The following is a 12,945-nucleotide window of genomic DNA, read 5'->3' as shown; positions in this document are numbered from 1 at the left end:
CGGATCATCGGGGCGCGCGCCGGGCGAGCTTCCCATGGGGAGAAAGCGCGGCATTTTACATGACCGCGTCAGCCGGCGACGGCCTGTTTGCGCAGACGCCAGGCCATGATCAGCCAGACGGCCGTGACCCCGGCGAATTTCGACAGCAGGGCGGTGACGACCACGCCTGGCGTGAGGGCGTCGATCAGGCCGAAAAAGATGAAGGTATCCAGCGGAATACTCAGGGCCGAGCTGATCCACAATCGGTCGTGCAATGGGCGCCGGGTGATGGTGAACACCAGCCAGTCGATGCATTCGGACACTGCGAATGCCGTGGCGCTGGCCAGGGCAATGGTCGGATCGGAGGTGACGTAGGACAGCACCAGCGCCACCAGCATCGCCGCAATGGCACCATGGCCGAAGCGGGTCTGCACCATGTCGCGCAGGACGAACACCAGGCCACCCCAGGCCGACCAGATGATGTCCAGGTGCGGCGCGGCGGAGAACGCGAAGTTGATCAGCACGACGCTGCCGATGTAGGCGATCAGGAAAAGCATGGGGCGGGATACCTGGTGGGTTGGATGTCGGGGTAACGACTCCGTGGCGAGGGAGCTTGCTCCCGCTGGGCTGCGAAGCAGCCCCCAAAGCAGTCACCTCGATTTATCTGATCCACCGAGTTGTCAGGTTTTGGGTCTGCTGCGCAGCCCAGCGGGAGCAAGCTCCCTCGCCACGGAGGTTGTGTTCAGTCAGTGGGTAAAGGTTACTTCAGCACCGCCAGACCCTCAATCGTCCTCATTGTCATCAAGCTTCCAATACCCCACCGCCTTGATGAAATCCTGGTCCAGCCCTTTCTCCTCCAGCAACACTTTGCGAATCTGCCGCGACACTTTGCTCTCGGTCGCGACCCAGGCGTACAGCTTGCCACCGGGCATTTCCAACTGCTGGACGGTGCGAAGCAGGCTGTCGCGGTGGCCTTCGCGCAGTACCCAGATCACTTGCACCTGGGCCGGGCTGTGAAGGATCTGCTGTTCGGCGCCGTTTTCCACTTCCACCACCACCAGTGCCCGCCGGTTGGGGGCCAGGCCTTCGAGACGTCGGGCGATGGCGGGCAGGGCGGTTTCGTCGCCGATCAGCAAGTAGCTGTCGAAAATATCCGGCACGATCATCGAGCCCCGTGGCCCGGCGATGTTCAGGTACTGCCCGGGCGCCGCCTGGGCCGCCCAGGTTGAAGCAGGGCCGTCGCCGTGGAGGACGAAATCGATCTCCAGCTCCAGGGCGTCCAGGTCGTAGCGGCGCGGGGTGTAGTCGCGCATCTCGGGCATCGGGCCCTGGGCCTTGCCGGCGCCGGGGTTGAAGTTTTCCAGGGCGGCGTGTTCCTCGGCGTTCTGCGGGAACAGCAACTTCACGTGATCGTCCGTGCCGAGGCTGACGAACCCCGCCAGTTCCGGTCCGCCGACGGTGATGCGGCGCATGCGTGGTGTCAGGTCTTGCACCCGCAGCACTTGCAGGCGGCGGCGTTTGATTTCGTGGCTGACGCGGTGGATGGTGTCTGGATCGACTTCAGTCATGCTTTTACTCCGAAACGGTTGGACGGCGAGGGCCGTCGACAATGGCTTTGGCGGTGTCGTTGAGCAGGTCGCGTACCCGCAGGATCTCTTCCGGGCTCCAGCGACCATGGTGCATCTGCAAGGCATGGCGCAGGTTGTGGACCGCCTCGTGGATTTCCGGCGGCCGATCCTGGCCGCGCAGCGAACGCTTGCTGACTTCGATGCGCATCCGTACGCCATCCAGCGCCACGGCCTGATCTTCAAGGGATAGACGTCCGGCATCGGTCACGCTGTAGCGTTTTTTTCCGCCATCGGCATCGCCGCTGATCATTTCGCTTTCTTCGAGGAAGGTCAGGGTCGGATAGATCACGCCGGGACTGGGGCTGTAGGCGCCGTCGAACATGCTTTCGATCCGGCGGATCAGGTCATAGCCGTGGCAGGGTTGTTCTGCAATCAGTGCCAACAACAGCAGTTTCAGGTCGCCCGCGGCGAAAACACGCGGCCCGCGACCGCCGCGCTCACGGCTTGCCGCACGTTTGTCGAAGCCGTCGTGAGCGACATGTTCGCGGTGAGGGTGGGAATGCGGGTCTCTCATCGGTCTGTCCTCAGAAATTCTTAAGATAGAACTTAAGATATATCTTTAGGCGATGCACGCATGTTTTTTATAAATCCGACGAGCAGCCGGATTCGCCCGACGGCGCAGCGTTGAGCGCGATGGGTTATCAGAAGCTGAAATGGCGGTTGCTCAGCGGCTCGTCACCAATGGCTGACATTGGGTGTGGCTGCCCGGTTGCAAATAGGCCGAGAGAAACGGCGCCATGCCCTTGAGCACCTGTACCGGCAAGGCCGAGGTGAACTTGAAGTTCTGTGCCGAGGCGCCCGGGACGAAGGCGGTCAGGGTGCCGAAATGGCTGTCGCCGATGTAGAACACGAACGTGGCGGTGCGGTTTATCGATTTGGAACTGATCACCCGTCCGCCTGAGCCGACGGCTTCGATGCGGTTGTCGCCAGTGCCGGTCTTGCCGCCCATGGCCAGCGGCGTGCCGTCGGCCAGTTTGAAACTGCCCGCGACACGTTTCGCGGTGCCGGCGTCCACCACTTGCGACAGGGCGCCGCGCAAGGCCCGGGCCACTTCCACCGGCATCACCCGCTTGCCGTTGTCCGGATCGCTGACCAGCCGCGTTTCGTAGGGCGTGTCGACGGCAAACTGCAGGCTGTCGACACGCAGCGCCGGTTGGCGGATGCCGTCGTTGAGAATGGTCCCTACCAGTTCCGCGAGGGCGGCGGGGCGGTCGCCGGAGCTGCCGATCGCAGTGGCTAGCGACGGCACCAGGTGGTCGAACGGATAGCCGACTTGCTGCCAGCGCTGATGGATATCCAGGAAGGCTTCGACCTCCAGCATGGTGCGGATGCGGCTGTCGCGGGCGCTCTTGTGCCGGCTCTTGAACAGCCAGCTGTAGACCTCCTGGCGCTCGAACTGGCTGGCCTTGACGATCTGGCTGAACTTGGCGTCGGGGTTGTTGAGCAGGTAGCCCACCAACCACAGGTCCAGTGGATGGACCTTGGCGATGAAGCCTTGGTCCGGCAGGTCATAGGCGCCGGGGCCGTAGCTCTGGTAGAGCCGCTGCAGACGCTCGTCGGTGAGCTTTTCGGCGCTCTTGGCGTTTTTCAGATGGGCGCGTACGAAGCGGTTGAAACTCTCCTGGCTGTCGTTGGGAAAGAAATAGCGGTGCACGGCGGCGAGGCGGATCGCGGTGGGACGCATGCCGTCGAGGAAGGTTTCGAGGCGCTGGGCGGTGTCCTTTTTCTGGTATTTCTTCCAGAACCTGAGCAGGAACGAGGTGCCTTCGCGATCGGCGAACTGGGCCAGGTATTCCTGGCGGCGCGGGTCCTTGTCATCCTTGAGCAGTTCGGAGCTGTTGTTGGGACCGGCATAGGTGGCGTAGCGCACCAGGTCGCGCATCAGGCGAATGAACGGCAGGTTGATCGATTCGCGCAGGGCGTCGCGCAGGGTCGGCAGGCGACCGTCGTCTTCCCTGCGAAAGTTATGAAAGGTGTGCAGCCCGCCGCCGGTGAAAAATGCCTCGCCGGGGCTGGCAGAGTAGGTGCGGTCGAGTGCCGCTTCGAGCATTTTCGGCAGGCTGCGGTCGGTGTTTTCAATCAGGTAGTCCACCGCCCAGCGCGAGAGGCGGTCCTGGTCGGCGATCTCGGTTTTCTTCAGTTGCGCCGGGGTCTGCTGGGCGTAGCGCTCGTGCAATTCGGCGATGATCTGCAGGTAGGTGGTCAGCACCCGCAATTTGGCGGTGGAGCCCAGTTCCAGCTTGCTGCCCTCGTTGATGTCGAAGGGCTGGTCGGTGCTGTCGGTCTGTACCCGCACACGCGAACCGTCCGGCGTCAGTTCCAGCAGGGTAAAGCTGTAGCGCACCTGCGTGGTGCTGGTGGGGGTCAGCAGGCGCTCGCCCATCAGGCCGATCTCGGCGGCGAACGCCGGGTCGGCCAATCGCTTGAGGTACTCGGTGGCCTGGGCCTGCAATTCGCTTTGCAAGGTGCTGGTGGCCGACAGGTCGAGGCGATCAAGGTCGTACAGCGGACGATTGAGCAGCGTGGCGAGACGACTGCGTGCGGCGCTGATGCCCTTGTTGGTTTCATTGGGCTGGATCGTCGGCTGCTGCACCCAGTCGCGATAACTGACTTTGCTCGCCAGGGCGGCCTCGGCCAGGGCCGCATCGATCACGCCATTCTGCGCCAGCAGCCGGATGTGGCTGTCAGTCAGGCGAGCGAGTTCATCGTGGCCCTTCGATAGGTAATGGGAAGGCCGTCGCTGGGCGATCATCAACGAGAGCATTTCCCGCAGGGCCAGGCCTTTTTGCGCCAGGCTCTCGGGGTCGGTGGCGGTGCTGAACAGGCGCTCGTTGGCCTTGTTGAAATCGGCGCCGTACCAGACCCTCAGTCCTTCCGCCATGCCATGGACTTCGCCATGACCCGGAACCGCGGAAAGCGGCACGCTGTTGAGATAATCGCGGATGACCCGCTGGCGGGCCTCGAGGGTTTGCGGGCCGGCCTGGTAGGCGCGCACGCTGGCGGAAATCATCTGGCGGATCTTCTCCGCCCCCGACACGGTCAGGCCCTCGGGGGAGTGCCGGTACTTCTCCAACTGCGTCGCCAATGTGCTGCCGCCCGCCGACTGGCCGGGCAAGCTCAGCAACTTGGCCACTTGCGACCAGACCGCCATGCCGAAACGCGGCCAGTCCACCGCCGGGTTAGCCAGCGGCTGCTTGGGATCGAGCAGGAAGCGGTTCTCGATGAACAGCAGGCTCTGCACCACGAGCGGTGGGATGGCGTCGAAACTGGCGTACAGCTGTTGCGGGTATTTGAACTGATACACCGGCGCGGCGCGGCAATCGGTGATGGTCAGTCCCGCCTGGATCTTTTCCGCGTAGGGCACGAACAGGCCTTTATCGACATAGTCCATCAGCTCTGGCGAGAAACGGGCCTGGGCCTGGATCACATAGTCGCGCTTGATCAGTCGTGGCAGGAACTCCCCCAGCGAGCTGTAGCCCAATCGCCGGTCGAACGGACCCGCGCCAGGGTAGACGATGGCGTCGCTGGGCCCCGGTTGCACCGAATAGGTCAAGGACGCGGCGTACTGGCTGATCTCCCGGGCCTGGAACCGGGACGTGCGCATCTCCTTGGCCACGGCAAAGCCGACCACCACGACGATAATCAGCAACAACAACCAGAACGCCCGCCAGCCATGCCGTGCGCGGCGTTTTTTCGGGGGTAAAGGCGCTTCTTCCATACGTTCAGTCGGGACCACAGGTTTATTCGAATCGGTTTGCCACAAAGCGCCCATAGTCGACTGATCCATTCACGCAGATTGATCGGACTTGCTTGAAGCTTAGACGGTGGTTGGCGTGGGGGGAGGGAAATTGTGGCGGTCAGCTCAAGGCAACTGAGTGGCGAGGCTTGTGTGGCGAGGGAGCTTGCTCCCGCTGGGTGGCGCAGCCGCCCCCTTTTTTTTGGTGGTCAAAAAATGGGCGGCTGCTGCGCAGCCGAGCGGGAGCAAGCTCCCTCGCCACAATGGCGCTTAGAGTCATATCGCATCCCAGAGCGAGTAGTCACCAATGCGCGCTACCAAGCCGGCGCGAAGGGGATTGGCGATAATGTAGCGGGCGCAGGGCCGCAAATCCTGATTGTCCCGGATTGCCTTGTCGTGAAACCCGTTTTGCCAGAAGGCGCCCTTCCGGCCCGTGGCTCGATTGATCGCAAGGGTGCTGCGAGACTTGACCCCTTGCATCACTTCAGACAGCCGGGCTTGCTCCAGCTGTACCAACCAATGCAGATGATCCGGCATCACGACCCAGGCGAGAGAATTGACCTGACATTGCTCATGCGCCAAACGCATTTCCGCAACCAGCAACCGGCCTAACTGCAAGTCGTTGAAGAGAGGTGCGCGTCGGTGGACTACCGTAGTGACGAGGTAACCTCGCCCCGGATCCGAAGAGCGTCCGTGGCGAAGACGATGAGAGTTTGGACGTTGAGGATGCATTCCGTGCTTCCTTTGACTGGAGTAACTATTACGGTAGCTTCGCTCGTTCCGACCCGACGCGTTGATGACTGAGCGACTTTTCCGAAAACAACGTAGTCCCGTGGCGAGGGAGCTTGCTGCCGCTCGGTTGCGCAGCAGCCGCAAGCTTTCAAAAGCTGAGAAGCGAGGGCGGCTTCGCCACCCAGCGGGAGCAAGCTCCCTCGCCACGAGGCGTAGGCTGAAAGTATTGTGCTAGAGCCATCGCCTGCGCCAGCGCATGACCCTGCACCATCACTGTGCAATACTTGCGGCGTTCCTTGAACCGCTGTAACTGCAGATAATGCCTCTCCTTAAAGACGGTTTTTACTGCGGCATATCCCTGAATTTTCCAGGTTTTACAGTGAAACTCTCTGTTCTCTGCTTTTTATACTGCACGACCCGCTGATCTTGAGGCCTTGTCCTACAGGACGGTCTGCCCACGAGGCAGGCCCGGTTTCGGCAAGGTTGCAGGCTTATCCGCCTGTGGCCTTGGAGACTCGGTGGTTAATCCAATAACAAGACGAGGTTGTATCCCTATGCCAGTCGGCAATCCTCTGCCCCATGGCGAGACCGCTCAGGGTGGTCCGCTCAAACGTGAGCTCGGCGAGCGGCATATCCGCTTGATGGCGCTCGGCGCCTGCATCGGTGTCGGGCTGTTCCTCGGTTCGGCCAAGGCCATCGAAATGGCCGGCCCGGCGATCATGCTGTCCTACATCATTGGTGGCCTGGCGATCCTGGTGATCATGCGCGCCCTCGGCGAGATGGCCGTGCATAACCCGGTGGCCGGTTCGTTCAGCCGTTATGCCCAGGATTACCTCGGCCCGCTGGCAGGCTTCCTGACCGGTTGGAACTACTGGTTCCTCTGGCTGGTGACCTGTGTGGCGGAGATCACCGCGGTGGCGGTGTACATGGGCATCTGGTTCCCCGATGTGCCCCGCTGGATCTGGGCGTTGGCCGCACTGGTCAGCATGGGCTCGATCAACCTGATCGCGGTCAAGGCCTTCGGTGAGTTCGAGTTCTGGTTCGCCCTGATCAAGATCGTGACGATCATCGCCATGGTCATCGGCGGCGTCGGCATCATCGCCTTCGGGTTCGGCAACGATGGCGTGGCCCTGGGCATTTCCAACCTGTGGACCCACGGCGGCTTCATGCCCAACGGCGTGTCCGGCGTGCTGATGTCTCTGCAAATGGTGATGTTCGCCTACCTGGGCGTCGAGATGATCGGCCTGACCGCCGGTGAAGCGCGCAACCCGCAGAAAACCATCCCCAACGCCATCGGTTCGGTGTTCTGGCGGATCCTGCTGTTCTACGTTGGTGCGTTGTTCGTGATCCTGTCGATCTACCCGTGGAACGAAATCGGCACCCAGGGCAGCCCGTTCGTGATGACCTTCGAGCGCCTGGGCATCAAGACCGCCGCTGGCATCATCAACTTCGTGGTCATCACCGCCGCCTTGTCGTCCTGCAACGGCGGGATCTTCAGCACCGGTCGCATGCTCTACAGCCTGGCGCAGAACGGCCAGGCCCCGGCCGGTTTCGCCAAGACCTCGAGCGACGGCGTGCCGCGCCGTGCGTTGCTGTTATCGATCGCCGCGCTGCTGCTGGGCGTGCTGCTCAATTACCTGGTACCGGAGAAAGTCTTCGTCTGGGTCACTTCCATCGCCACCTTCGGCGCGATCTGGACCTGGGTGATGATCCTGCTGGCCCAGCTGAAATTCCGCAGAGGCCTGAGCGCGTCCGAGCGTGCGGCGTTGAAGTACCGCATGTGGTTGTACCCGGTCAGCTCGTACCTGGCGCTGGCATTCCTGGTGCTGGTGGTGGGCCTGATGGCGTACTTCCCCGACACGCGTGTGGCGCTGTATATCGGCCCGGCGTTCCTGGTGCTGCTGACAGTGTTGTTCTACACGTTCAAGTTGCAGCCGAAGGAACAGGTGCAGGGTTCGATGCGTTCCGCATCGTAAGCCCGGCACTGTCGAAGAAAGCCCCGGCCGAATGACCGGGGCTTTTTCATGGGCTCGAAGAAACCTGACCCCCGCCTCGCGGCAACTGCCGAAGCGTTTTCCTGAACTGTCTCGCTCCTGTTATTTCTAACGCAAGACCGCGTGTTTAAGGCGCTGGGCGTCATGTCCGGCGGCACTGACCGTTGGAGGGAGCATGAAAGCGATATGGAATGGTTTTTTCAGCTATTCGCTCGTCGGATTGGCCAACACGCTGATCCACTGGCAGGTGTTCTTTGTGCTGCGCGTGGCGTTCGACTTCGATCAGTCGACGAGTAACTTCATCGCTTTTTGCCTCGCCGCGACATTTTCCTTTTATGCCAATGCGCTTTATACCTTCGAGGCCAAGCTCTCGGTGCCGGGTTATATGTTGTTCCTGTGTGTCATGGGCGCCCTTAGTTTCATCGTCGGGCATCTTGGGGATCGCTGGCAGTTGCATGGCCTGCTGACCGTCGCGGCGTTCTCGCTGTTAAGTCTGGTGCTCGGTTTTCTGTTTTCCCGGTTTGTCGTGTTTCGCGGACCTTGTCCATGAGAATTTCGCTGATCGTTCCGGTGTACAACGAAGAGCAGGCCATCGGCCTGTTCTACCAAAGTGTCCGCGAGCATCCGCAGCTCCAGGACCATAGCGTCGAGATTGTTTTCATCAACGATGGCAGCAGCGACCAGACTGCCGCACTGGCGCGTGAGATAGCGTTGGCGGACAGCCAGGTTGTGTTGATCGACTTCTCGCGTAATTTTGGCAAGGAGCCGGCCTTGTTTGCCGGGATCGAACATGCCAGCGGTGATGTGGTGATCCCGATGGACGTGGACCTGCAAGATCCCATCGACGTCATCCCCCGGATGATCGAGCAATGGCACAAAGGCGCCGAAGTGGTGCTGGCCAAGCGTCGCAATCGTTCATCCGACAGTTACCTGAAGCGGCGCGGGGCGGTGTTGTTCTACCGCCTGCTCAATCGGATTGCCTACCCGCACATTGAACAGAACGTGGGCGACTTTCGCCTGATGGACCGCAAGGTCGTGGAGGTCATCAAGACCCTTCCCGAATATCAGTTGTTCATGAAAGGCGTTCTGTCGTGGGCCGGTTTCAACACCGTCATCATCGAATACGACCGCGCCGGCCGCGCCGCTGGCAACAGCAAGTTCAACGGCTGGAAGTTGTGGAACCTGGCACTCGAAGGCATCACTTCGTTCAGCACCGTGCCTTTACGGTTGTGGACTTACGTCGGCAGTTGCATTTCGCTGGTTTCGTTGCTGTATGCCGCTTACCTGATTGTGGACAAGTGGATCTTCGGAAACGATCTGCCCGGGTATCCATCGCTGATGACCGCGATCCTGTTCCTGGGCGGCGTGCAACTGATCGGGATTGGCGTGTTGGGTGAATACATCGGGCGCATTTACCTGGAGACGAAACATCGGCCTCGGTATGTCATCAAGGAAATGATCCAGGGCGGACGACCCAAGATGCGAGATGAACCGTGAGCCAGTCCCTGTGGGCCAGGGTAATGACGCCACGGGAAGTGCTGCTGTTTTTCCTGGCGGCCAGTTTTCTTCATATCTTTCCCCTGCTTCAGGCTGATTATTTCTATAACGACGATAACTGGCGGGCGCTGGTGGCGGGCGAGGGCTGGCGCGAGGAAGGGCGGGTTGCCATCGAGCTGTTCTACAACGCCCTTTCGTTTGGTTCGAAAGCGCCAGATCTGTTTCCTTTGCCATTGTTCATCGCCACCGCGGGCATCTCGTTTGCGCTGAGGTCGCTGACGTTTTTTTATTTCAAACGGCCGACGTTTGTTCATTGCCTGGTCGTCCTGCCGATCTGGTACAACCCGTTCTTCTTGCAGAACCTGTCCTACCACTACGACGGGCCGGCGATGGCATTGGGACTGGTGGCGCTTGTTTACGCCGCAATCTGGTCCAACGGCAGGGCCTGGCGAGACGTATGGATACCGGCATTGTTACTGGCCGTGGCCCTCGCGATCTATCAAGTGCTCATCGGTTTTTTTATCGCCATGTGTTGTGTCGATGTGATCAGACGGGTGTGGGAGGGCGAGCCGTCGGAGCAACTACTGCGGTTCATTACGCGCAAGCTTCTGGTCATTGTCGGCGGCGTATTGGTCTATTACGTCACGGCTTATCAACTGATGACCGGAGCGCGTCAGGCGTTGTTGCCGCTGCAAGCCAGCAGTCTGATGGAAATGGGCAACCGGCTTTTTTTTCTTGCGCATCTGCTGGTTGAAGGGGCCCGACCTTGGGTCTGGAGCGGTGCGTTGCTCATGCTGGTCGGGTTCGCATGGGCAGGCATCGGGTTGTTCCGGCGCCCAGACCTGCTTTGGCGAAAAGCACTGCTGTTGCTCGTTTATCTTTTGACCCTTCCACTGCTCCTGTTCTGCATCCCTGGCATCACGCTGTTATTTGCCGAGTTCAACTACGGTGCCAGGACGCTGGTGGCTTTTTCGGCGTTGTTATTGCTGACGTTCTTTCTGAGCCTGCAAATACTCACCCGTGTCCATGCAGGACTGGGACTTGTCTTGTTGATTCCGTTGTTGGCGATGTTGTCATTCTCCTTCGGACACGGCCGTGCCCTGTCGCTGCAAAAGGAACAGGAAGCCGTGGTGCTGGCTTCGCTGGCTTATGACATCAACCATTCGCCGCTGCGCGATAAAAGCCGTCTCTACATGGTCCCCGAACTGAAAGCCAACTGGCTCCCGGCGGCCAGCGGATTGTTCGCGGCGATGCCGGCTCAACGGTATGTGCTGGGCGTGGGTTACGTATTACTGCCGGAAAGCTTGCCGCGAGCGGGCATCACCAACGTGTATCTCGCCAAGGATGCAGAAGTGGTTGCATCGATCCGGCGCGGGGATTTCCTGCCGGTGGTGTCTACTGGGTTTTATGACCTGTTTGTCATCAATGACAGCGGCTATATCTTCATGAAAAAACCGCAGGGTGATCCTGATATGGCGCCCAAGTTGTGTTTGATGGTTGATATCGAGCGGTGTCGCTGAACGTCCGCGGCGGCTGCCTTGGGGCTGCTGCGCAGCCCAGCGGGGATGAATCCCCTCGCCACAGGTGTTTGTGCGCATCTGCAATTCCGCTTCTAAGCAGCCGCTATTTCCTGAGGCTCAAAACTGTCCGCCCGTGCCAACTGCCACATCCGCGAATAGAACTCGCCATTGACCTCACCAGTCAGCAGCTCCCCTGGTTTGAGGAAAACATGCAGTTGGGAGAACAGCTTGATCTCCGTAGCCGACATGCGCCGCACCAGATGCTTGGGTTGCAGTTGCGAAGGATGGTCGAGGCCGGCGGCGGCGAGCATTTCGGCCAGGGCCTTGAGGGTGTTGCGGTGGAAGTTGTAGACCCGCTGGGCTTTGTCCGGGACGACCAGGGCGCGCTGGCGCAGGGTGTCCTGGGTGGCGACGCCGGTGGGGCACTTGTTGGTGTGGCAGCTTTGTGACTGGATGCAGCCGATGGCGAACATGAAGCCGCGTGCGGCGTTGGCCCAGTCGGCGCCGATGGCCAGGACACTGGCGATGTCGAAGGCGCTGACAATCTTGCCGCTGGCGCCGAGCTTGATCTTGTCCCGCAGGTTCAGGCCCACCAAGGTGTTGTGCACAAACAGCAGGCCTTCGCGAAGCGGCACGCCGATGTGGTCGGTGAACTCCACCGGCGCGGCGCCGGTGCCGCCTTCCTTGCCGTCGACCACGATGAAGTCGGGCAGGATTCCGGTTTCCAGCATGGCCTTGGCGATGCCCATGAATTCCCACGGATGCCCCAGGCAGAACTTGAAGCCCACCGGTTTGCCGCCGGACAGTTCGCGCAAATGCTGGACGAACTGCATCAGTTCGATAGGCGTGGAAAACGCGCTGTGGCAAGACGGCGAAATACAATCCTCGCCCATGAGTATGCCCCGGGTCTCGGCAATTTCCCGAGTGACCTTGTGCTTGGGCAGGATCCCGCCGTGACCCGGCTTGGCGCCTTGACTCATCTTGATTTCGATCATCCGCACCTGCGGGTTCTGCGCCTGGATTGCGAAGCGCTCCGGGTCGAAGCGCCCGTCGGAGGTGCGGCAACCGAAGTAACCGCTGCCCAATTCCCAGGTCAGGTCGCCGCCGTGTTCGCGGTGGTAAGGGCTGATGCTGCCTTCGCCGGTGTCATGGGCGAAATTGCCGAGCTTCGCGCCCTGGTTCAACGCCCGGATGGCGTTGGCACTCAGGGAGCCGAAGCTCATCGCCGAGATGTTGAACACCGACGCCGAGTACGGCTGGGTGCATTGCGGGCCGCCGACCGTGACGCGAAAGCCGCTGGGGTCGCTCAACGGGGCCGGGCGCATGGAGTGGCCGATGAATTCGAAGCCGGTCTGGTAGACGTCGATCAAGGTGCCGAACGGTTTGTCGGCGCTTTCGTTCTTGGCCCGCGAGTACACCAGCGAGCGCTGGGCGCGGGAAAAGGGCAGGGCATCGCTGTCGGATTCGAGCAGGTACTGGCGGATCTCCGGGCGGATGCCTTCGACCAGGTAGCGGATGTTGCCCAGGATCGGATAGTTGCGCCGTACCGCGTGACGGCTTTGCAGCAGGTCGAACACCCCCAGCAGGCTCAGCAGCCCCGTCAACAGCACGATCGGCCAGAGCCAGTCGTGTCGCAGGAACGGCAGGCTGGCGAGGGTGAAGATCACACAGCCGGCGAAGAAGGCGTAGCGGCTCAGCAGCGATAGGCTCATGCGGGTTCCTTGGGGGAGAGCGATTGGCGAGACATTAGCGTGGAATGCAACCCCGTGGCGAGGGAGCTTGCTCCCGCTCGGCTGCGCAGCAGTCGTAAAACCGGATCCTACGCAACGACTGGATTACTGCGACGGGCCATTTGGGGC

10 protein-coding genes are annotated in these 12,945 nt (G+C 61.0%); 4 read left to right on the top strand and 6 right to left on the bottom strand.

The window, feature by feature from the left end:
* Positions 1-68: 68 nt before the first annotated feature.
* The 5 genes from J3P84_RS21935 to J3P84_RS21915 all read right to left on the bottom strand — a co-directional run bounded on the left by J3P84_RS21935 (position 69) and on the right by J3P84_RS21915 (position 6,075).
* Positions 69-536, bottom strand: a complete 468-nt coding sequence (locus J3P84_RS21935; protein WP_434625841.1) for a preQ0 transporter — start codon at positions 534-536, stop codon at positions 69-71.
* A 225-nt stretch (positions 537-761) separates the two neighbouring features.
* Positions 762-1,547 carry a siderophore-interacting protein gene (locus J3P84_RS21930; protein WP_434625839.1) on the bottom strand — a complete coding sequence of 262 codons (786 nt, stop codon included), beginning with the start codon at positions 1,545-1,547 and terminating at the stop codon, positions 762-764.
* 4 nt (positions 1,548-1,551) lie between these two features.
* Positions 1,552-2,121, bottom strand: a complete 570-nt coding sequence (locus tag J3P84_RS21925) for a PadR family transcriptional regulator (RefSeq protein WP_434625836.1) — start codon at positions 2,119-2,121, stop codon at positions 1,552-1,554.
* 150 nt (positions 2,122-2,271) lie between these two features.
* The gene (locus J3P84_RS21920) at positions 2,272-5,379 is read right to left on the bottom strand and encodes a transglycosylase domain-containing protein (protein ID WP_434625834.1); all 3,108 of its coding nucleotides are present in this window, start codon (positions 5,377-5,379) and stop codon (positions 2,272-2,274) included.
* Between the two features lie 240 nt (positions 5,380-5,619).
* The gene (locus J3P84_RS21915) at positions 5,620-6,075 is read right to left on the bottom strand and encodes an REP-associated tyrosine transposase (protein ID WP_434625832.1); all 456 of its coding nucleotides are present in this window, start codon (positions 6,073-6,075) and stop codon (positions 5,620-5,622) included.
* Positions 6,076-6,629: 554 nt separating this feature from the next.
* Between J3P84_RS21915 and J3P84_RS21910 the strand changes: the two genes are divergently transcribed.
* From J3P84_RS21910 to J3P84_RS21895, 4 genes are all read left to right on the top strand, one after another.
* Positions 6,630-8,051 carry an amino acid permease gene (locus J3P84_RS21910; RefSeq protein ID WP_434625830.1) on the top strand — a complete coding sequence of 474 codons (1,422 nt, stop codon included), beginning with the start codon at positions 6,630-6,632 and terminating at the stop codon, positions 8,049-8,051.
* Positions 8,052-8,244: 193 nt separating this feature from the next.
* Positions 8,245-8,619, top strand: coding sequence for a GtrA family protein (locus J3P84_RS21905; RefSeq protein WP_434625828.1), 375 nt, complete (start codon positions 8,245-8,247; stop codon positions 8,617-8,619).
* A complete protein-coding gene (locus tag J3P84_RS21900; RefSeq protein ID WP_434625826.1) occupies positions 8,616-9,566 on the top strand; it encodes a glycosyltransferase family 2 protein in 951 nt (316 codons plus the stop codon). Before J3P84_RS21905 ends, J3P84_RS21900 begins: the two co-directional genes overlap by 4 nt.
* Positions 9,563-11,086, top strand: coding sequence for a glucosyltransferase domain-containing protein (locus J3P84_RS21895; RefSeq protein WP_434625824.1), 1,524 nt, complete (start codon positions 9,563-9,565; stop codon positions 11,084-11,086). Before J3P84_RS21900 ends, J3P84_RS21895 begins: the two co-directional genes overlap by 4 nt.
* A gap of 92 nt (positions 11,087-11,178) precedes the next feature.
* On the opposite strand, the gene J3P84_RS21890 is transcribed toward J3P84_RS21895, so the two are convergent.
* Entirely contained in the window at positions 11,179-12,798 is a 1,620-nt protein-coding gene (locus J3P84_RS21890) for an FMN-binding glutamate synthase family protein (RefSeq protein WP_434625822.1), read from the bottom strand.
* Positions 12,799-12,945: the final 147 nt, after the last annotated feature.

The organism is Pseudomonas sp. Z1-29, assembly GCF_051131995.1.
In the GTDB taxonomy this organism is placed as follows: Bacteria; Pseudomonadota; Gammaproteobacteria; order Pseudomonadales; family Pseudomonadaceae; genus Aquipseudomonas.
Note: the sequence above shows the minus strand (reverse complement) of the source record. Positions and strands in the feature narration are given on the sequence as shown.